General features: G+C 55.6%; 9 protein-coding genes. 3 read left to right on the top strand and 6 right to left on the bottom strand.

Features of this window, described 5'->3' with window-relative positions:
- The first annotated feature begins 61 nt into the window (after window positions 1-61).
- The 3 genes from Mag101_RS15460 to Mag101_RS15470 all read left to right on the top strand — a co-directional run bounded on the left by Mag101_RS15460 (window position 62) and on the right by Mag101_RS15470 (window position 13,253).
- Complete coding sequence (locus Mag101_RS15460; RefSeq protein ID WP_198040006.1) at window positions 62-9,799, top strand: isopeptide-forming domain-containing fimbrial protein; 9,738 nt, start codon at window positions 62-64, stop codon at window positions 9,797-9,799.
- Window positions 9,800-10,006: 207 nt separating this feature from the next.
- A complete protein-coding gene (locus Mag101_RS15465; protein WP_077407058.1) occupies window positions 10,007-11,452 on the top strand; it encodes a coniferyl aldehyde dehydrogenase in 1,446 nt (481 codons plus the stop codon).
- A gap of 259 nt (window positions 11,453-11,711) precedes the next feature.
- Window positions 11,712-13,253 carry a hypothetical protein gene (locus Mag101_RS15470; RefSeq protein WP_077407061.1) on the top strand — a complete coding sequence of 514 codons (1,542 nt, stop codon included), beginning with the start codon at window positions 11,712-11,714 and terminating at the stop codon, window positions 13,251-13,253.
- 149 nt (window positions 13,254-13,402) lie between these two features.
- Here the strand turns inward: Mag101_RS15470 and radA are convergent, their stop codons facing one another.
- The 6 genes from radA to Mag101_RS15500 all read right to left on the bottom strand — a co-directional run bounded on the left by radA (window position 13,403) and on the right by Mag101_RS15500 (window position 23,704).
- Window positions 13,403-14,797, bottom strand: a complete 1,395-nt coding sequence (radA, locus tag Mag101_RS15475; protein WP_077407064.1) for a DNA repair protein RadA — start codon at window positions 14,795-14,797, stop codon at window positions 13,403-13,405.
- A 109-nt stretch (window positions 14,798-14,906) separates the two neighbouring features.
- Complete coding sequence (locus tag Mag101_RS15480) at window positions 14,907-17,282, bottom strand: TIM-barrel domain-containing protein (protein WP_232325052.1); 2,376 nt, start codon at window positions 17,280-17,282, stop codon at window positions 14,907-14,909.
- 382 nt (window positions 17,283-17,664) lie between these two features.
- Window positions 17,665-20,814 (bottom strand): efflux RND transporter permease subunit, encoded by a 3,150-nt coding sequence (locus Mag101_RS15485; RefSeq protein ID WP_077407070.1) that lies wholly within the window; start codon window positions 20,812-20,814, stop codon window positions 17,665-17,667.
- 10 nt (window positions 20,815-20,824) lie between these two features.
- Window positions 20,825-21,889, bottom strand: coding sequence for an efflux RND transporter periplasmic adaptor subunit (locus Mag101_RS15490; RefSeq protein WP_077407073.1), 1,065 nt, complete (start codon window positions 21,887-21,889; stop codon window positions 20,825-20,827).
- 14 nt (window positions 21,890-21,903) lie between these two features.
- Entirely contained in the window at window positions 21,904-23,127 is a 1,224-nt protein-coding gene (locus Mag101_RS15495) for a TolC family protein (protein ID WP_198040007.1), read from the bottom strand.
- Between the two features lie 151 nt (window positions 23,128-23,278).
- Entirely contained in the window at window positions 23,279-23,704 is a 426-nt protein-coding gene (locus Mag101_RS15500; protein ID WP_157520444.1) for a hypothetical protein, read from the bottom strand.
- Window positions 23,705-23,767: the final 63 nt, after the last annotated feature.

Genomic DNA, 23,767 nt, shown 5'->3' on the forward strand with positions numbered 1-23,767 from the left:
ATCCGCTCAAAGTGGAAGAAGCAGATCCGTCTATCCGCACGGAACAGACATGAGGTACCCAATGGAATCGAAGGTATTTTCCAAGTCATCCCTGGCGCAAGCGATTATGCGACAGGGCCGCCCATTAAATAGCGTGCACCGCGCCCTGGAAAAACGGATTCTGCTGGATGCCACCGTTGCTGTCGACGCGAGCCACTCCCTGACAGCAGTCGCCGAAGACACTGCTGCAGCACAGGAAGCAGAAACACACGATACAGCCTCCGCCGACACGCAGGAGAACGAGGCCCTGGCAGCAGAATCTACCGCGCGAAACGAGCTGGTGGTGATCGACTTGCAGCTGGATGACGCCCAGGCACTGGTGGACGACCTGCTCAACCAGGCCGACAAAGTTGAGCAGGGCGAAAGCACCCTGTACCTCACCATTGGCGAGCGCAGCCTGACCTTGCTAGCGATAGACATAGATGACAGCCTGCAAACCGTTACCGATTTTATCTCGCAGAGCGGGCAAATATTCGACGCGCTCCACCTGGTCAGCCATGGCGACGCTGCGGGTATTGCCATAGGGGGTGAAGAAATTTCTCTCATGTCGCTGCGAGTATCCAGCGATGGCAGCCATAGCGCGCAATTACAAAGCTGGCAGGCAAACTTAAGTGCAGATGCGGATATATTGCTTTACGGCTGCAATACCGCATTCAGTGCAACCGGCGAACAATTTATCGAACAGTTTGCCACGCTCACGGGTTCCGACGTGGCGGCCTCCGACGACGCCACCGGCAACGCCCGGCTTGGCGGTGACTGGGAGTTAGAACAGCAACGTGGCAATGTCGAAACCGACATCGTGTTTTCAAAGTTACTGCAGGGCGAGTGGGATGGATTGATGGCCGCAGGGCCGGCCAATTCTCTGGATGTGCCTGCGGAAGACCTGATCAATGAAACCACTACGATTACGGTGTCTTTCGAGAATACTGGTACCGACACCGGTTATGCGCCGATCGTCGATACCGTACTCGGCCCCGGGCTTGTTCCACAATCGGTCAGCGGCGGTGGATTGAACCTGCCGTTTGAAACCTACACCTTTACCGCAGGGGCCTGGACTGACAGCAGCGGTGCCATCGTGGAGTTTCACCCCTGTGATACTACCCAATCCGGGCAACTGCCATTGGCCGCAGACAGTGTAGAGGGTGCTACCTGGCTCGCCATTACGCTGCCTTTCGGATCCTATGCACCGAATCAACCCGCATTTGACGTGGATATCTCGGTGCTGATCGATGAATCCGCTGGTGCCATCGTGGGCGTGCCAATTTCAGTTACATCCCGACCTGGGTTTTGCTTCGGTGAAGATCCGCTGAACAATCCAGATGTAGATCCACCTCTAGTTGGCCCGACAGTTTCCGACACCATCACCCCAACGGTACTACTGGTGGACAAGGAGGCCCGTGACGGTGATGGCGATAACCAGTCAATCAACGACGACAATGAAACCGTCACCGGTCCCAGTGAAGAAGTGGTATGGCGGGTCAATGTCAATCTCGCCAATTTGTCTCCGGTGGAGAACCTGGTGATCACCGACCGAGTGCCCGAAGGATTTTTCTATTTGGGCAACGTCACGGTAACCGGTGCCGCGGGTCCGTTTACCGAAGGAGTGGACTACACACTGTCAGAACCTCCGCAGGGTACCAGTGTGGATGGGCAATTAGTGGTGACCTTTCTGACACCGGTGACCGGCACACTTTCCGATACCGATATTATTGTCACGTTTGATGGCTATGTTCCGGACGTAGATGCCGAAGGCAATCCGATAGTTGTCAACGATGGTGCAGACCAGAGCGTACGCAACCAGGTGCTGGTTACAGGGAGCTATCAGGGGACCGATATATCTGATGGCGATTCGGACATCATTACTGCGGTGGCGACGGCAGTACAAAAGAAAGTTGAGCTCATACAGGATGCAGGAGGGTCTGGGCCGACACCCGGCGACCGGGTACTGTATACACTGTCCATCCAAGTTTCCGACTATGTGCAGGTTGACAACCTCAACCTTGGGGACATCCTTGGCGACGGACTTGACTATGTGGATGGCTCTGCAGAGTTCGAATTATTTTTGAACGGCACAACCATCGGACCAGATGCCTTTGCTACCGGCAATGTTACGGTGACGGAGAACCCCGATCCCGGTGATGGCAGCACCGACCTTGTATTTGACCTCAGCCAGGAACTGGTTGATCGCGGCGTAAGTAGCAACGGCACACTGGACGGCGACTTGTTCGCCGATGCGGTAACCGAAGGCACCACCACCATCGTAGTAACCTACGAGGCCGAAATCCGCGAAAACTATATCGGTGCACCGCTGGCCGGCACGCCCAATGCGTCAGTGGACACCCTCGACAGTATTTCCAATACCGCGAGTCTATCCGGCAACCTGGCATCCGCCGGCGGCCAGGACCTGAACAACAACAGTTCCGAAAGTATCACCATCGGCGGCGCCGACTCAGACAAGGAAGTATTTGCAGTAAACGGTTCTTCGGCACCGGAGGATGTGGATGAAGTACGCGCGGGAGACCTGGTCACCTTTGCAGTAACCATCGAGCTGAACAGCTTCGACCATCAAGGGCTCACAATTACTGATTACCTGCCGCTGCCGGTATTCCAGGCAACAAACCCCAGCTATTTCGACACCGGCAATGGCGCCAACTTACCGGGAGTAAACCAGTGGGGCTTTGGGCCGGATACCGATTTTTCCGAATTCCCACCCGGCTACCTCGACCCATCCAATGTCACAACCTCGGTAAGCACTGGTGACAACGCGATCGATTGGAGCTTCGCGCCGATCAGCCAAGACGCCTCCAACGGCGGCACGCTGCAGATCTTGTTTACGGTGGAAGCGCTCGACGCCGCTTTCGCCGATGGCCTGTTTATCAACAATGTTTCCCAAGTGGCGATTGCCAACACCAACGGTACCGTGGTGCTCGACCCAGATACCGCGCCGTTGGAAGTACTTTCACCGGACCTGAACATCACCAAAGGCATAGTCTCCACCGACAACCCGAATGGTGTCCTCAACCCGGATCCAGCCGCGCCCGTGACATTTGATCCCGCAGGTACACCCGCGGATGGGAATGCGCCCTGGACCGGCACTATTACCAGCCAGGATCTGGATCTGCTCCCCATCGACTCCGACCTTGAAGATGTGGACGCCGGCGATCTGGTCCGATTTGTAATTACCGTGGAAAACACGGGTGGCGCCGACGCGTTTGACGTCGAAATTGTGGAAGACTTGCCCAGCGGTTTTGTATTCCCTGCAGGCAGCACCAACCTGCAAGTATTTAACGGTGCCGGCGATGCCATTTCCTTCACCGGTAATCTGTTTGGCAGCGGGCTTGTGGTGACCGACCCTCAGGATAGCGACCCAAACGATCGCAATGGTGCCTTAGAGAGTGGCCGTGATGCCAACAACGGCCAACCCACCGATGATGGCAGCAACCTTGTGGTGATCGTATTCGACCTGGAAGTGGAACCACTCATCCGATCCAACGAAACCGTAATCAACAATACTCAAATCGATTCCTTTGCTGCGGTAAATGAAGGCAATAACTTTACCCTGGACGAGGACAGCGGCCAGCGCATCAACGATCCAAAATGGGACGACGATGCCACCACGGACATTCGCGAAAACGCCATAGAGAAAGTACTGATTGGCACCAGCATCAATACGCCTAACAACGGCATCAATGAGGCCGTGATCGGGGAAGTCATTACCTATGAGTTAACGTTGACGCTGGCAGAAGGAGAATCACCCTCCGCTTCCATTCAGGACATTCTCGATCGGGGTCTCACCTTTGTGCAGATTACCGATGTGACCGTTTCTTCCGCAGATATTTCTTCCACGGTGCCACTGACCCCCGACGGCCTCAACCCTTCGCAAAGCGGTCGCGACCTGACGTTTGACCTCGGCGACCTGACCAACAATAACCGCGACAATAGTGTCGAGGAAACAATCACTATTACCTATGAGGTACGCGTCGACAATATCTCGGAAAATCAAAGTGGTGATCGGCTCAACAATCGCGCGGGATTCCTCTGGGACGATACCGATGACAATGTCGACAACCCGGTAAGACATGGGGAAGACTCAGCCCCCCGTGTAAACGTCATCGAGCCCGATTTACAGGTAAGTAAAGATCTTATCGCACCGACTGGCGTTATCGATGCCGGCGACGCAATAACCTATCAAATCGTGATCGAGCATTCTGCGAGCTCTGATACTGACGCTTACGACGCCACCTTTACCGACACACTGCCGCCGGAATTAAATAGTGTCAGTAATCTGAGTGTCATCCACTCCAGTCTCGGTGACATCACCAATCGTTTTCAAATTGTCGGCAACACCGTTGAGACTATTCCCGGACAGGATTTCGATTTACTGCTGGGCGAAACCGTGACCATCGAAGTCGATGCCATCGTCGATGACGATATCGTCGCCGGCACACGTATCACCAACGAAGCGACAACAGAATGGACCAGTATCAATGGTCCCTCCGAGTTTGAGCGTACCGGCGTCGATGCTCCCAACGGACCCAACGACTACGCCAATACCGGCAGCGAAAGTTTTGTTACCCAAGAGATCGTCGCTCAGGAAAAACGTGTCATTTCATCAAGTATTGAGACACCTGACAATGTCATTGACGAAGTAACCATTGGCGAAGAAGCCACTTATCAAGCCACATTTGTCATTCCGGACGGCGACGTGCCATTGGCACAGGTTGTCGACAGCCTCCCCCCCGGTCTGGAGTTCGTAAGCCTCGATCAGGTTATTGTTACTGGGCCTATTACTTCGGACCGAGGCGACCTCACCGATCCGGATACGCTGGCTCCGCCACCGGAAGGGACTACCGGAGACATATTATTTCTTCTCGGAAACTTGACGAACCCGCCGGACGGCAGTACCGAACCTGATTCGATCACGCTGATTTATACCGTCAGGGCCCAGAACGTAGCCAGCAACCAGGCCGGTACCGACCTCATCAATACCGCTACGGCAACGTTTGATTCCAATGGTAATGGAGAAATCGATCCGGGTGATTTCTCCGTTTCTATTCAAGGATCAGTATCGGTCGTCGAACCCGATTTACAAGTGGAGAAAACCGAACTTTCCAGCCCGCCAGACAATGGGGACGGCGTGAACTATCGCATCACCATTACCGCCAATACTGGGGACTCCGCTAGTGAAGCCTATGATGTGCGATTTGAAGACCGCATACCTGCACAAGTGGAAGTAAATAGCTTGCGGGCACTGCTCAATAGCAATGGAATCATTACCAACGTCAGTAGCAGTTTCGAGCTGGTGGGTAATCTTCTTCGGACAACCGACAGATCCACACTTGAACTCGCACCGGGTGACTTCATCCAAATCGACATCAATGGCACACTCCAGAATACCCTGGCCGGAGAAACCATCACCAATACCGCCACCACAGACTGGACAAGTTTTCCAGGCCGGAGCGACAACGAGCGCGATGGTAGCGATGGTGAAGGCGGGCTGAATGACTATGTCGATAGTGATTCTGCGGATATCCAAATTGCCGCCCCCCAGTTCGAGAAAAACCTGGTTGAAACCAGCCAGAATGACGACCTGAATGACAACGACGAAGCCACCATTGGCGAATTCGTTACTTTCGAGCTGATAGTCACCCTGCCCGAAGCAGAACTGATTAGTTCCATTACCGATACTTACGATGAGGGTTACGAATTTATTGATCTCATCGGAGTGGTTGCAAGTAATCCAGACGCTATTGAGGGCGATTTATCCAGCATCGTCGCCGTGGATGACCCGGCGAACAATCAGGTTACTTTTGACCTGGGGACGCTAAAAAACACTGATACTAACAACGCTATCGATGAAACACTGACGTTAACGTATCGATTGCGCGTTCTAGATATTCCTCAGAACACTGCCGGCGATACGCTGGGCAACACTGCAGTACTCAGTTACGACACCGATCGCGATGGCACCCTCGATACAAGTATTCAGGACACCGATGAAATCACGGTGGTGGAGCCGGATTTACTAATCAACAAGGAAATTATCAGTGGCACACCGATTGAACTAGGGAGTTTTGTCCAGTACCGGCTGACCGTTGAGTTATCCCCGACAGCCACGGCCAATGCGTACGACGTGATTATCGAGGACAGTATCCCGCCCCAACTAAATCTTGATCCGGACAGCGTCGTCGTTGTGGTATCTGACTCTACGGGAACACGCGACATATCAACGCTCGCATCACGCTCGGTACCAAGTTTCATCCTCGCGGATATTCCAGAAATCGGCCCCGACACACTGGTGACAATTACCTACGAAGCGGAGGTTACCACCGACCCGAATGCTCAGGGCACCACGGCCGTCAACGAAATGGGAGTATTCTCATCCTCCCTGGAAGACGGCACTACCGGCTCCAATCCAGAACGACTGTATTTTGATTTGACCACGGAAAGCGCACTGATCGTAGCGATCGATCTCGCCGTGACCAAGGACGATGGCGGAATTAGCGCGGAGCCCGGGGACACGGTGATTTACACCATCAATTATGAGAACAAAGGCACGGCCGATGCTTCGGGTGTGGTGATCACCGATACACTTCCAAACTTTGTGACGTTCGACCCGAACAACTCCACCCCCGGCTGGGTATTAAATGGCAATACCGTCGAGTTTGATGCAGGCAATGTGGTTGCCGGCGAGAGCTTTACCATCCAACTTGCAGTGATCGTTGATGAACCGGTGCCTGCGGGACTGGAAGAAATTCTTAACTCTATTGAAATCACAGACGATGGTACCAACGGCACCGAGCTGGACGATACCAACAACCAGGATGAAGACACCACGCCGATTATTGCCGCTCCGGATTATGTAATCGACAAAATCGAGCAGTTCGCAGATCCCGCCAACCCCGGCGATACACTCGAGTGGACTATCGAAGTATCTAACCAAGGGAATCAGGACGGCACCGCCGTGGTGATCATCGATACCCTGCCGGATACCGATTTATTCGCCAGCTTTACCGCCAGCCATGGTGGGGTGGTTGACCTGGTTGCGGGCACCGTGACCTGGGATATCGGTGATCTTGCGGCGGGCGACTCGATTACGCTGACCCTAACCGGCGTGGTAGCGGACTCAGTGCCCGTCACCATTCCCACGCAAACCAATACCGTCGAAGTCACCGATGACGGCGCCAACGGACCGGACCCAACGCCGGACAACAATACCGATAGCGAAGACTTCGATATTACTTACGTGGATATGGCCATCGACAAAGACGATGGCGGTATCAGTGCAGAACCCGGCGATGCCGTGGTGTTTAACCTCACCTACCGCAACAACGGCACCGCCGATGCACAGGGTGTGGTGATCACCGAAACACTGCCGCCCAACACCAGCTTTGATGCCGCCAACTCCAGCGCGGGCTGGGTACAAAACGGTGATGTGTTCACACTGGATATCGGCAATGTTGCCGCCGGTGAAGAAGGCACTGTGCAGTTTGCGGTAATCGTCGACGAACCCCTGCCCACCGGCGTCATCGAAACCAGCAACACCGTAACCATCGAAGACGACGGCGGTTCCGGTCCCGACCAGAACACCGACAACAACGAAGACAATGAACAGACCCCACTGGTCGCAGCCCCAGATTATGTGATCGACAAAATCGAGCAGTTCGCCGATCCGGCCAACCCCGGCGATACGCTCGAGTGGACTATCGAAGTATCTAACCAAGGGAATCAGGACGGCACCGGCGTGGTGATCACCGATACCCTGCCGGATACCGATTTATTCGCCAGCTTTACCGCCAGCCATGGTGGGGTAGTTGACCTGGTTGCGGGCACCGTGACCTGGGGTATCGGTGATCTTGCGGCGGGCGACTCGATTACGCTGACCCTAACCGGCGTGGTAGCGGACTCAGTGCCCGTCACCATTCCCACGCAAACCAATACCGTCGAAGTCACCGATGACGGCGCCAACGGACCGGACCCAACGCCGGACAACAATACCGATAGCGAAGACTTCGATATTACTTACGTGGATATGGCCATCGACAAAGACGATGGCGGTATCAGTGCAGAACCCGGCGATGCCGTGGTGTTTAACCTCACCTACCGCAACAACGGCACCGCCGATGCACAGGGTGTGGTGATCACCGAAACACTGCCGCCCAACACCAGCTTTGATGCCGCCAACTCCAGCGCGGGCTGGGTACAAAACGGTGATGTGTTCACACTGGATATCGGCAATGTTGCCGCCGGTGAAGAAGGCACGGTGCAGTTTGCGGTAATTGTCGACGAACCCCTGCCCAATGGTGTTATTGAAACCAGCAACTCGGCAACCATCGAAGACGACGGCGGCTCCGGGCCCGACCAGAACACCGACAACAATGAAGACAATGAACAGACCCCGCTGGTCGCAGCTCCAGATTATGTAATCGATAAAATTGAGCAGTTCGCCGATCCAGCCAACCCCGGCGATTCGCTCGAGTGGACCATCGAAGTGAGCAATCAGGGCAACCAGGATGGTTCCGGTGTGGTGATTACCGATACCCTGCCGGATACCGATTTGTTCGCCAGCTTTACCGCCAGCAATGGCGGAGTCATTGATTTAGCTGCAGGCACCGTGACCTGGGATATCGGTGATCTTGCGGCGGGTGATTCCGTCACCCTGACCTTGACCGGAGTGGTAGCGGACTCAGTGCCCGTCACCATTCCCACGCAAACCAATACCGTCGAAGTCACCGATGATGGATCCAACGGACCGGACCCGACACCGGACAACAATACCGATAGCGAAGACTTCGCAATCACCTATATCGACCTGTTTGTCGACAAGTCCAATAGTGGCGGAGAGCCCGGCCCCACCGATACGGTGGTATATACACTGAACTACGGCAATAGCGGTACTACCACCGCGACCGGTGTGGTGATCAGTGAAACTTTACCGCCCAATACCAGCTTCGACAGAGCCAGTTCTACGCCCGGCTGGGTACAAAACGGTAATACGTTTACGTTTGACGTAGGCACCCTGGCCCCGGGCGAAACTGGGAGTATCGAGTTCGCGGTCACCATCGACTACCCGCTCGACCCGAGAGTACAGGAAATTGATAACACCGCAGCGATCACTGACGATGGCGACAGTGGCCCGGACCAGAACCCGGACAATAACCGCGACGAAAATGAGATCGATCTGTTCAACCCGGGTCCAAATGTGGACAACATTACCCTGTCGGACCTGCACCCGGATTACATAGAGTCACCCCGCGAATGGGAGCGGCAAAGTGCGCAAATGCACGGTCGGATCATTTCTGCGGAAACCCAAAATGTGAGCGCCAACCTGCAAGGGGGGCGCAACGGGGGCAACTTCGACCCCGCTTTCGGCCCGGTGGACGGCAAGCGCTTTCCCAATGACTGGTCACGGACTTTCAGCAACGACCTCAGTATCGATACAGGCAGCGGCAGCAGTGCCAAATCCAGCCCACTGGCACTGGATCCAGACTTCGGTGGCTACCGCGTCAACTCCCTGTTCGGTGATTTCGAACGGCCAGCGGCCAGCCCCGATCTCCCGGACACGCCAAACATGGCTCCGGCGCCCGGACCACTGCCGATACCGCTGCAAGAGGAGCCGATGAACCTGCCGGGCGAACGCAGCCATATGCAGCAGCAACTGGATGCAATCGCGCTCGAGCTGAGCGAGGCGCGCATCTCGCCACTGCTTGCCGCCCTGGCCACGCTCGGCCAGGAGGATACCCACAGAACAGAGGACTAACACCTCCACAGTACCAGCCAACGAAGCTGACCAATAGGTCGCAAATTCCGGCGTCAGTCCCACACTGTCGTCGGGGTAATTTCGGCGGCTCAACCCCTCGTATTTTCGAAATCCGTCCGCAATATCCCTAAGTAAGCAAGCATACTTCCGTACAATCAAACCCAGATCGGAACTATTTCAATAACCAAATCCAGTCGAGCCACAAGCATGACCGAGATCGCCGAAGCAATCGAAAATCAACAAGCCAGCAGCCTGCAATCCCTGTTGGACAGCCAGCGCCAGGCCTACCTGGCCAATCCCGCGCCCAGCCGCGAAGAGCGCATCAATGACCTGAAGGCGCTGGCGCGTATGATCCGCGACCATCAGGACGAACTGGTAGAGGCAGTGAGTGCTGACTACGGTAACCGCTCACACCACGAAACCCTGTTTGCAGAAATCTTCCCCGCGCTGGATTCCATCAAGGACACCATGAAGCGCCTGAAAAAGTGGATGAAGCCGCAGCGCCGCCACACCGATTTCGCTGCCTTCCCTACATCCTCCACCAAGGTGATCCCGCAGCCGCTGGGTGTGGTGGGCGTAATCGTGCCGTGGAACTTCCCGATCAACCTGTCCTTCGGACCGCTAATTAACATCTTCGCCGCCGGCAACCGCGCCATGGTGAAAATGTCGGAAAACTCCCGCCACCTGACCGCACTGCTGCAGCGTATCAGCGGCGACTACTTCCCGGCCGACAAGCTGGTCTTCCTGGAGGAAACCGGCGGCGTGGGTATCGAATTCTCCACGCTCAAGTTTGACCACCTGATCTTTACCGGCTCCGGCGTCACCGGCCGCAAGGTAATGGCAGCCGCCGCAGCCAACCTGACTCCGGTGACACTGGAACTGGGCGGCAAGTCACCGGCCATTGTCGGCCCGGACTACAGCACCGAGACCGCCGTTGAGCGAGTGCTTTTCTGGAAACTGTTCAATGCCGGCCAGATCTGCACCACCGTCGATTACCTGCTGCTGCCGGAAGACAAAGTGGATGCCTTTGTCGAGAAGGCCAAGCAGGTATTCAAAAAGCGCTACCCAGATATCCAGCACCCGGATTACACCTCGGTCATCGACGAGCGCTCCTTCCAGCGCATCTGGCAAACCCTGGATGACGCCACCGCGCAGGGTGCCACTACCATTGATCTGACCGATGGCCAGGGCAGCCGCGAAGATCCGCTGAAAAAATTCCCCGCGCACCTGCTGATCAACGTCAACGAAGAGATGGACGTGATGAAGCGGGAAATTTTTGGCCCGCTATTGCCGATCAAGACCTACAAAAATCGCGAGGAAGTGGCCAGCTATATCAATGGCGGCGACCGCCCACTGGCGATTTACCCCTTCACCAACGATAAAGGCCTGCGCGATTACTATATCGACCACGTGATGTCCGGCGGCGTCAGCGTGAACAACGCGGTGCTGCATGTAGGCCAGCACGATATTCCCTTCGGCGGCGTGGGCGAGAGCGGCATGGGTCACTACCACGGCTACGAAGGCTTCCTCACCTTCTCCAAACTGCGCCCGGTGTTCTACCAGGGGCCGCTTGATCCGCTGAAGCTACTAATGCCGCCCTACGGCAATGTGGCGAAAAAGATGATGCAGGTCATGCTGCGACTGACGAAATAGCCAGAAAAGTCCCTAGTAAACGCCCCAAGCAAAAGCCGGCTGAGATTACTCAGCCGGCTTTTTTATGCCTGCTCGATACCCAACAGGCTGTGGATGGCAACAACGGGCCCCTCCGCACGCGCCGCCGGCAAACGAAAAATCTTTGTGCCCGGCGGGAAATCTATAGTAGCCTTGCCAGCGTACAAATATTTCGCAAAAACTGAAATATTGGACTTTTGTACTAGCTTGAGAAACAAAAATAAAACATTGGAGGTTTTTTATGTCCCTTTATAGGCTGACTTTTTCATCCCTACTTGCCGTCGCTGCTGGCTTTACGCACGCAGAGACACCCGCAGTTGAGCTCCCAACTTCCCTTCCGGTAATCACTGACGACTGCGGTGGTGCCGGCTGCGCTGATCGCCGCGGTTGGACCACTGCACAGGTACAAGCGATTCTGGATGGCGCAAATTCCAACGCGAATACTCAGGCAAATGTAAATTCCTCAAGCACCGGTGAAAATAACCATTCACAGGGTTTGAGCAAGAGTGCAGACGGCACTCAAGTGGTATATCTGGACTTCAACAATAGCTCGCCGGTTTTCTCGGCTGTTGTGTTCGGAGGCCAATTGCTCCAGTTCCCAAGCTATGAATATTCGCAAGCGGAACGCGATGAAATTCAGCGTCGTATTGAAGCTGACTATACCGGTTTTGATATCGAGTTCACCCAAACACCCCCCGCCTCTGGCGTTTACTCGACCCTAAACTTTGAATGCGAGCAAGATGTCTGCATCGACTTCGGCAATGGCATTTTGTTCGGCCGCGCGCAGAGCATTGATATTGGCAACCAAATTCGTGACGACTCCGCCTTTGTCGATGCCAATTTGTGGCAGGTACTGGCGCAACTGGATCCGTCGGGTAACTTCCTAAGCGATATTTCCGGTGTTCCGCTGGAAAATGGTGATGTTGCAGCAACGCTTTCCACCGCCGTGGTAAATCAGGCATCCAATACCGGTGCGCACGAACTCGGCCATAATCTGGGCCTGCGTCATCACGACTCGTTTGGCTCTCCAGGCAATGGCATTCCGACGACCGGAGTGCCTTCACCACTGGCGTTTTTCCCGGTTTTTGATGGTCCGATCGCGGGTGATGAGGCAGTACTGCACACCATGGCATCCGGCGCGAGCGTAGGCCTGGGACTCTCCGGCAGCACCAGCAGTGATCGCTTCTTCTCCGAGCGCTCGGTGATTAAGTTGGTCGCGGGCGAGCGTAGCCGCCTGGTCAGCGAAACGTCAGTAACCGGCAAAAACAAGAAGGTACATCTGCGTCGGGTAGTGGCACCCAACACTATTCTCGATGGTGATAACGCCGATGGTCGTCTGGATATCCGCGAAGCATTAATCCGCGGTGAAATCAGCCAGTCGGGTGAGATTGATGCCTATCGATTTAATGCAAAAGCCGGCGACGTGGTGAGTGCTGAATTTAATGGCTTTGACGTACCGGTTGGCGATCCAGTCATCGGTGCCATCACTCTGTTCCTTGAGAATACAGATGGCAGCTCGACTCTGGTGGCGCAAAACTTCCAGAATTTTGAAGGCTTCGATGCCCTGCTGATTGATGCGGAACTTCCGGAGAACGGCACTTATCGTATGGAAGTCAGCGCACCTAACTTGCTGAGCTTCGGCTACGACGAAAACGGCCAGCCCACCCTGTTCCCACTTGATGAGACGGGTAACGGCCAGTTCCGTACCGGCGATTACAACCTCAGCATCTACAAGGTTGAAGGAAAACCGGGCCAGGGAGTTAGCTCCGTCCCTGGTGCATAATCCATCAACTTTGATCTTAGAAAGCCGGCGACTCGCCGGCTTTTTCTTTAGCTGTGTCGACGAAGGCGACTTGGAGAATTTCCGGGGCTAATAGGACATCCTCGCGCTCCCCAAAGGGCGCCCGCTCTCACATCTCCCATTGCACCAAATCAACCTAAGTCGAGCGCATCCAACGCTTCGGACAGCGTCTTCACGGGTATTACCTGCATCCCCTCGATATCATCCTTCAGACGATTCGCCGCGGGCACAATGGCCTTGCGGAAGCCGTGTTTGGCGGCTTCACGCAGGCGTTCCTGGCCGGAAGGTACAGGGCGAATTTCGCCGGCGAGACCTACTTCGCCGAAGATCATCAGTTCGCGATCGAGGGTGCGGTTGCGGAAGCTGGAGACCACTGCCATCAACAGGGTGAGGTCAGCACTGGTTTCCATCACCTTTACGCCGCCGACCACGTTGATAAACACATCCTGATCACCGACTAACACGCCGCCGTGGCGATGCAAGACCGCGAGTAGCATATTCAAGCGGTTCTGATCGAGCCCCACTGCGACCCGACGCGGGTTGCCGAGGCTGCTGTCGTCCACTAGCGCTTGCAACTCTACCAGCAATGGGCGAGTGCCCTCCCAAACGGAAGTTACCACCGAGCCCGCGGCGATTTCATCGGCGCGCTGCAGGAAAATCGCGGAAGGGTTGGAGACTTCTTTCAAACCCTGCTCGGTCATCGCAAATACGCCAAGCTCATTCACCGCACCGAAACGGTTTTTGTGCGCGCGCAGGGTGCGGAAGCGGGAGTCGTGGGTGCCTTCAAGCATGATGGAGCAGTCGATAATATGCTCCAGCACCTTCGGGCCGGCGAGGGTACCGTCTTTGGTGACGTGTCCGACGAGAATGAGCGCAGTACCTGTCTGTTTGGCAAAGCGTGTTAAATAGGCCGCGCTTTCTCGCACCTGCGCCACGGAACCGGGGGCAGACTGCACCTCGGCCATATGCATCACCTGAATCGAGTCGACCACCATCACCTTGGGTTTCACTTCACCGGCGGTGAGGCAAATCTGTTCGACATTGGTTTCCGACAGCATCTGCAGGTGGTCCGCGGGTAAGCCCAGCCGCTTCGCGCGCATGGCAACCTGCTGCAGGGATTCCTCACCGGTTACATACAGGGCCGGCAAGCTTTGCGAGAGGTGGCACAGCGTCTGCAACAGCACCGTGGACTTGCCCGCGCCGGGATGGCCACCCATCAACACTACCGAGCCCGGCACCAGCCCACCACCCAGCACGCGGTCCAGCTCACTGGCATTGGTGGGGATGCGCGGTAACTCACTGAGATCAATTTCCGAGAGTTTTTGTACCTTACCCTGACCCGCCGCACCGGCATAGCCCGACTGGGCGCCGGTAAAATTGGCCGCGCGACTGTCGGTGTGCTCGGGGCCGAGGCGCACTTCGCTGAGGCTATTCCAGGCCCCACAGGCACTGCACTGCCCGGCCCACTTGCTGTAGTCGGCTCCGCATTCATTGCAGACAAATGCTGTTTTCGATTTCTTGGCCAAACGTCTTTCTCTGAATTGTGCCCGGCGAAATGTCGCCGGGTCTCACCCTTGGAAGATTCTGGCTGGCAGTCTACATGACCCGTTTGTCGCTGAAAAACCAATAAGCGGGCTAACTTTCCACGCGTACTGTCAGGCCCTCGCCCATAGGCACATCGTCGATGAGCACGGTGACTTCGCCATTTTCATACTGAAACGGAACAGCTCGCCCATCGACCAGCACCCGTGCAGCAGAGTCGATACCCAGCAGGCGCAGGGAAAGATCGCGACTTAGAGGTGCTCCCATATACGTCCCCTCAGCGGCAGCAATAGTGAGCTCTTGGCGGTTGTGCAGGTATTGGATGCGAGTTGTCATTTTCTCTCCGCTGATGCGGTAAGCCTCAGTGACGTCATCATCTTCCACCAGCTCGAAACTACCGTCAGCACCGGCAAACACCATCAGCTCGAGTGCCTGCTTGTCGATAAATGCAGTGCTGAGCGCAAACTCCCGCTGCGGAATAATCGCACCGGCCTTGACGAACAAAGGCAATTCACCAGACTCAGGATTAACCGTTATCTCGCGCCCCCCCTGCTGGGGAGCCGGTTTCTGATCGAAGGTGTACCAGTTACCGGGCGGTAGCCATACTGAGTAAGCTTTACCGGCCTCAATCTGGGGCGCGACCAGTATTGAATCTCCCCACATATATTGAAGGTCATATTGCCAGGCTAGCGCTTCGTGCTGGTAATCCAACAGCATTGCCCGAGCTATGGGCAACCCGCTCTGCGCAGCCATATGTGCACTGGAGTAGAGGTAGGGCATCAATTCATAGCGCTGCGCTGTAAATTGCTTCGCCACAGCCTGCGATGTACCACTGCGGTCCAGCGGCCAACGCGATTGCCCCATACCGTGCGGCTTCCAGATTGGTGAAAAGGCGCCGAGGGCCATTGCCCAGCGCCGGTAGAGATCTTCGTCGGGCCCGTGGGCAGCCTCCCAGTCGTAAAAGCCCCCCGCATCGTGTCCCCAGTATGGAAAACCGGACAGGCCAGCCAACTGCATAGCGCGCACTGTATGTGCCATATCCTTGTTATCGGGGTAAATATCGCCACTCCAGAGTGTTGCATAGCGCTGTGCGCCCGCGGTCATACCACGCACCCAGACATAAGGGCGCTTGTTCAGGTCCGCCTTATCCCAGCCGTCTGCCACCAGCGACTGTGCAATAAAGAAAAACCAATAATTCCGCATTTCTGCTGAGCTGCGGCCATCGGCCAAAATCATGTCTTTCGGGGCGGCGCCCTGCTCATCAAACTCATCGATCCACAACGCGTCGCCGGGATAGCCATCTGCGGGTTTCAACGCGTTGTTGTGGAACGACTGCCAGAACCACTTGCGGAACTTATCGTTGGTGAGATCTGGTGCACTCTCTTTAAAGTCGATTTCTCCGGGGTTAGGCAGGTTAAATGCGTCATCCCAACCGGCCGTGAACTGCCCGATGCAGCGATTGAAATCCAGCGTTATCACCAGCCCATGTTCGGTGAGCCACTGCCCGTAAGCAGACGGGTTCGGGTAGCGTTCGGGATCCCACTCCAACTTCGACTCACAACGCTTCCCTCCTGCCGCGCGCCAGCGGTTGTCGTTAACGACATGATCCAGTGGGTAACCTGCCGCGCGGTGCTCGGTAATTTTCCGCTTCCACCATGTTTCATCGGAGGGTGTCGCAGAATTGTGATCGTGCCCCTTATCGGAGAGCTGCAAACCAAACATGGCTTTTTGCGGCAGACGGGGTCTGCCGGTGAGTTGTGTATAGTGGTCAAGCACGCTGGCCAGTTGCCGCCCCCCGATAAAGAAATAATCCATACGCGCATCAAAACCGTGGGTTTCTATGGCCATGGAATAATCACCACCGGCGGCAAAGCTAAATCGATTGGGAAAGGTGCTATTCAAAAAGACTCCGTAACCTTTACTGGAAAGGTAAAAGGGTACAATTAGAGGCGCCTGTTCAATTTGCCGGCTGCCGTAATTCCGATGTATCACTTCACCACGTAGATCGACGCTTTCGGCACGACCGAAATAGCCATGACCAAGGCCTGTAAAATGTTCGCTCGCATCTGCCACAAAAGACACAAGGATTTCGTTATCACGCCATCGGACCGGCGATTCTTCACGCAATACGGGTACCGTGTCATTCAAGTGGTGAAAACTCGCAGCGAGTGTCATGGTATCCAACTGCACCTCGAGTTCTTCGGTGCGTAGGATCAACGTTTCGCCGCGGCGCTCCATGGCAAATTCGCCAGGCCAATCATGGCGCTCCACCATGGCATAGTGACTATCGGAGAAAACACGTTCGTCGGCACGCGTGGCTTGCATACGGACAATTCCATCGCCATACGGAGTTATCCGCAGGCTACGGCCATCTGCAGCGGTGACGATAACCGAGGTGTTTTCACGGGTGACGCCACTTCCTTGAATACTGCCATTTACACCAATCTGCTGTTGCTGTTCCGTTTTCACATCGCACGCCCCCATGAACGTGAGTGCCAGTAGAGTCAACAAAAGCCTGACTGTAGGTATCACCGAAATTTTCATATCACTTCCTGCTTAAAAGCGTCCCTTCTTGCAAATCAAAACTACGCGGACGAGGCACTGAGAACAAGGGCTGACCACGGGGCGTAGCCTGTAGAGCACGGGGGCGGGGCAAGGGGCAAGGGGCAATATGCAAGGCGTAACAGGAGAGACCTGACACGCGCTATGCTTTACCCGCAGCGCGCCTGCCTTTACAGGTGGCTTTACGGATGGGCCATCCGGCCGAGACGACCCATCTTTTAAAGAAATCTCTCTCCATCCATATCTATAGCAACAGACTTCTATCGGCCACTCTGGCTTTTGACAACGGCTATGCTTCCGCAGCCAACTGAGAAAACTTGCGAAGGCGACCATGTACCCACTGGTACAGGACCGGTAGTACCACCAGGGTCAGCAGCGTCGAGGAAATGATCCCACCAATCACTACTGTCGCCAGTGGACGCTGAACTTCCGCACCGGTACCGGTATTCAGGGCCATAGGTACAAACCCGAGACTCGCGACCAGCGCCGTCATCAACACCGGACGCAGACGCAACATGGCGCCGTCTACAATGGATGTATACAGCTCACCGCTCTCGCGCCAGCGCTCGCGAATAAACGACAACATCACCAGACCATTCAGCACCGCCACACCGGAAAGCGCAATAAAGCCCACTCCGGCAGAGATCGACAGTGGCATATCTCGCAGCCATAAGGCCAACACACCGCCGGTCAGCGCCAGTGGCACACCGGTAAAAATAATCAGTGCATCTTTAAAACTGCCAAATGCCAACATAAGCAAGAGTAAAATCATCAACAGGGTCATCGGCACGACAAACGAAAGCCGCTTGCCAGCGGACTTTAGCTGCTCAAAGGTACCACCATAGTCCAGCCAATAGCCTGCTGGCAGCGCTACTGAACTGGCAACATTTTGCTGTACCTCCTCAACAAATGACCCGAGGTCGCGACCACGTACATTGGCAGTGACCACCACTCTGCGCTTGCCATTTTCACGGCTGACCTGTGCGGGTGCTTGCAGCCAGCGGATCTGCGCAATTTCTTCCAGCGGTACGAAACCACCACCGGGCAAGCCCACCGGTAGAGACCCAAACGCCTCGGTGTCCTCGCGCAATGGTTCCGGTAGGCGCACCACAAGATCAAAGCGACGATCGCCAGAATACATGAGTCCGGCCCGGCTGCCGCCGATCGCAGTAGACACATAGTCCTGCAGGGCCTTCACATCCATCCCATACTGCGCCAGGGCAATTCGCCGGGGTTCGATGGACAGCACCGGCAATGCATCCACCTGCTCAACCCGCACATCTGACGCTCCGGGAATACGATTGACGACCGCAAGAATCTCCTGAGCCGAACGGCGCAACTGCGCTAAGTCATCCCCAAAAACCTTGATTGCAACATCCGCACGTACGCCAGAGATCAGTTCGTTAAAGCGCATCTGAATCGGCTGGGTAAATTCATAGTTGTTACCCGGTACCGACTCGATCGTTTGCTGCAGGCGTTGGATCAATGCATCCCGGGATAGCTTGGGGTCGGGCCACTCTGATTTGGGTTTGAGAATAATAAAGGTGTCGGAAACATTGGGTGGCATCGGGTCTGTCGCCACTTCCGAAGTACCAATACGCGAAAATACACGCGCAATTTCCGGCTCCGTCGCCAGAGCCTCCTCCAGTTGCTTTTGCATCGCCAAGGATTGCTCCAGCCCTGTACCCGGCACACGCAACGCGTGCGTGGCGATATCACCTTCATTGAGTTGCGGCACGAACTCGGAGCCAAGGGTTGTTGCCAGCCAGCCACAAAACAACACCAGCGATAGCGCCATGGACAGCACGAACCAACGCAACTGCATCGCCGCCTGAAGTATCGGCCGGTACAGGCTTTTCGCACCGCGTACTACCGGGTTTTCTGTTTCGCGAACAGGGCCACGCAAAAAGACCGCTAGCGCGGCTGGTACCAAGGTAAAACAAAATACCATTGCCGCGAGCAACGCCATTACCACGGTAGCCGCCATCGGGTGAAACATTTTCCCCTCAACACCGGTAAGGGAAAATAGAGGGATATATACCAGCGTAATGATCAGTACCCCGAACAGGCTGGGTCGAATCACTTCATTGGTCGCGGTGAATACCACGTGTAGACGCTGCTGCAGGGGTAATGGTGTATTCCGCCCGTGATTTGCCTGTGCCAAACGACGCACGGTGTTTTCCACGATAATCACTGCACCGTCCACTATCAGGCCGAAGTCCAGTGCACCAAGGCTCATCAAGTTGGCCGAAATACCCGTTCCCACCATGCCGGTCAGGGTCGCCAACATCGCCAGTGGAATCACTGCCGCGGTAATCAGTGCCGCACGGAAATTACCGAGCATTACAAACAGCACAGCAATAACCAGCAATGCACCTTCGAGAAGATTTTTCTGTACGGTGGCAATGGCACTATCTACCAGATTGGTGCGGTCGTATACCGGTTCGGCAATCACTCCCTCTGGTAGCGATGACTGTGCTTTTTCGAGCGCCCTAGCCAGGTTTGCTGCCACCGCGCGGGAGTTTTCTCCCAGCAACATCATTGTGGTTCCAAGTACCGTCTCGAGACCATTTTCCGTCGCGGCACCCGTACGCAATTCCCGACCAATGGCGACCTGGGCGATATCACTAACGGTGATTGGAGAAGCCAGCTTTTTGCTAGTCATCGAGGGTTTCACGACTACACGCTCAATATCCTCGATACCCTGCAACTGCCCCGGTGACCGCACGAGCACCTGCTCACCACCACGCTCCACAAAGCCCGCTCCACGGTGCTGGTTATTGCGTTGCAGCGCCGCGACCACCTCCTCCATGGTGACACCGAATGTCAGCAATTTTCGTGGATCTGGCGTCACGTGAAATTGCTTACGGAATCCGCCTACCGCATTCACTTCCGCAACACCGGGCACCCGCGCCAGTTGCGGCTTGATAATCCAGTCCTGTATTTCACGCAATGCAGTACTGTCGTACGGACGCCCATCCGGTTGCAAAACGCCCGGTTCGGCACGCACGGTATACAGAAAAATTTCGCCAAGGCCGGTGGCGATCGGCCCCATTTTGGGCTCCAGTCCGGCGGGCAGATCACTGCGTAGTGACGCCAAGGTGCTCGCAATTAAGTTGCGCGCAAAATAAATGTCCGTGCCATCGCGAAACACGGCGGTAACCTGCGACAGTCCATAGCGAGAGAGACTGCGCGTGTATTCCAGATTCGGCAAGCCTGCCAGTGCGGTTTCCACTGGAAACGTCACACGCTGCTCGGATTCCAGCGGCGAATAGCCGGGTGTCTCAGTGAGAATCTGTACCTGGACATTAGTGATATCGGGCACCGCATCCACGGGCAGACGCTGCACACTCCAGAGCCCGAGTAGCACGATAGCCAAACTGGCACTCAATACCAGAAAGCGGCGTTCAATCGAAAAACGCAAAAAGGATTCAATCATTTCAACTTCCTCAATGCGCGTGGCCGGCAGCAGACTTCTTAAGCTCCGCCTTCAGTAGAAAACTGTTTTCTACTACATACTCTTCTCCAGCGTCGAGGCCCGAGAGCACTTCCGTATGCTGATTGTCGCGCACCCCGAGTGCTACCGGTCTTGCTTCAAACCGCCCCGGAGCGGTCTTTACAAACACCACCGTGGCGCGGTCAAGCTCTTGCAATGCGCGGTTATCAACAGCAACCTCCGTCGCTTTTTTCTCGACAGTGACCGCCCCCTGCACGAAAATACCCGGCACCCAGTTTCCGTTTTGGTTATCTACCGCAACGCGGGCGCGACTGTATGGGGCCCCGCTATCTGCTGGCACCAAGCTGCGGACGGTGCCGATCGCTGATTGGTCCCCAGCCGTCACTGTAACCGTCTGCCCCGGCCGAACCTGCGCAATTCGTGCCGGAAACACTTGTAGTTCCGCCCACAGCTGTGCGTAGTCTGCGACCGCAAATAGAACCTGATCGCGGGCAAACTCTCCGGGGCCCGCGTGCTTCGCAATCACCATTCCATCAAACGGCGCACGTAGCTGATATTCCTGCAGACTTTCGTTGGAATTGATCGTGGCCAACACCTGGCTTTTTTTCACTAACGCACCAATATGCACATTGACCGATGAAATTACACCCGGATAGCGCGCACGCAAATGACTCACCGACGTCGGCTCCGGTTGGAGCTTTCCGTGCAGGGTAACTTGCCGTGCGATTTCTACCGGGCCTGCGGACGCTATCGTCAATGCGGCATGCGCAAGCGCCTCGTCGGTCAGCGACAACGTATTTTCTTCGTGATGATGTTCGTCTTCGTGCTTGTCTTGATGACCATGTTCTGATTCATGCTGGTGCTCATGGGGATCACCCTGGTGATCGTCCTCACCGGCATAAGCGCTTCCACCAAGTCCCGCTATCGCCAGCACAGCCGATAACACAACTAATAGCACAACCAATAAAAAACCCCGACAGAAAAACGGAATTGAAATCCTTGGAAAAACAACGCTTACAGATAGCAAGGTTGCATGGAGTGAATTATTTACAAACATTGGGATACCTAATTCTATTCTTGCGATGTGGGCGTTGCTTCAAATACCAGCGGGGCAGCGGTCAGCTGTTCCAGCTCGGCACCGGCTAACAACCCTCGCGTCGCCTCTTCAATCAGCTTCCACCGGGCTTCAAGCAGTTCTTCACGTGCAGCAACCCATTCCTGGTAGCGGTAGCCACCGGCACGGTAGAGTGCTTCGGTTTCTTCCAGAGCGCGGCTCAGGACTGGGATAATTTCCGTACGCAATTGGCTTACCGCGAGGGACGCCTGTTTATGGGTGGCAAAGGCTCGGTAGAGTTGAGTGTGTAAATTCAGACGCGCGCGCTCTTCCCGCGCTGTGACCTCTCCAAGCGCAGCGTGTGCCCGCTGAATTTCTCCCTGTGCGCGAGCGGCACTGAAGAGAGGAAGTTGTATGCCGGCAACCAGCGAGGTGCTGTCGGTTTCACTACTACCGCGCACCCCCAGCGCCCAGCCAACATCCGCTTTGGTTTGGCTCTGTGCCAGGCGCAACTGGGACTGTTGCACGCGCGCCTCACTGGCAAAGCGGATGATCAACGGGTTTTGCAGGGCACGGGCGAAGTAGTCTTCGAAATCACCGATGGTTTGTATTCGATACAGTTGACCACCGGAAATCGAAAAATCAGCGTCGAGATCGCCCCACATCGCTGCCAGCGAGCGTTCTGCCACCAGCAACTGCTGTTGCGACAACCGGTACCGTAACTCAGCACCCGTATAGGTCGCTTGCGCGCGGCGCTGCTCCGCCATCGGCGCACCGCCGGCTGTCACCCGTGCGCGCACTACCTGCAACGTATCCAGCGCGAGTCGCATTGCATCGCCCGCAAGGGTAACGCTTTCCGCAGCTGCCAATACCCGTACATAGCGCCGGGTAACTTCACCCAGCAAATCCAATGCCGCAACCTGACGGTCAGCATCCAGCAGCAAACGCTCGCTGTTCACCAGTTGCGAGCGTGCTTCACGCTTGCCACCAAGCTCAATTACAGACGACAACGCCACGGTGAGTTCCGTGTTATCGGTTCCATCGGTGCCGGCGAAATTCTCCAGTTCGGCATCCAGGCTGACCGCCGGCCGCAGGTTGGCGGTTATCGCCCTGCCATCCAGCGCCTGCTGACGAAATCCAAAGACCTCGAGCGCAGGGTTACGCGCAAGGGTGCGCGCCATCGCTTCCGATAGTGACAATGGTGGCGCAGTAGGCGCTGCTGCCAGAGCGGTGTTAGGCAAAACACTCCCGCCGAGCAGGGCACACGCAAGCCCCGCGCGCACGGCAGCAAGAAGACGCCTTGCATGCGGCGTCAAAAAACAAAACATAGTGGTAGTTCCCGAAAAATTGACAGGCACGCGCGTCAGACAAACGCGCAATAATTCAATTTATTCAGGCAATAGGAGGGCGATACAGACCGGAAATTGTGTCTTGCGGGATATCGAATTCGACTTCATTAAACCACTGTTTGTACGAGGCCGCCCACTGTTCATGCGGAGCCGCAGGAAGACAGAGGGACGTACTGGCATGACAGTGACAACAGTGATTACAGCCTTGCTCAAGTTCGACAAACGTATTGGTCTCAGAGGCCGTTTGTTGTGAAGTGGTATCGCAACAATCTGACGTCGCAGTGAAGTCCGCCGCATTATCGGTAGTTGATTCAGAGGGGTCGCTGTTCAGATTGAGCGCAACCTCGACAGTGGCACCCGCGGGCCCACCGGCAATTTCGTGACCGTCATAGCACGCCGTGGCCTGCTGAAATACCAGCAGTGCCATCAGCAAAACACCCAGTAGTTTGGCGGCGCTAATGTTCGGCATCACTTTGCTTGCTTGTGCGTTGAAAACCATCGTTAAAACAACGTCTCGGGTAAGACTCAATTC

The organism is Microbulbifer agarilyticus (assembly GCF_001999945.1).
GTDB lineage: Bacteria > Pseudomonadota > Gammaproteobacteria > Pseudomonadales > Cellvibrionaceae > Microbulbifer > Microbulbifer agarilyticus_A.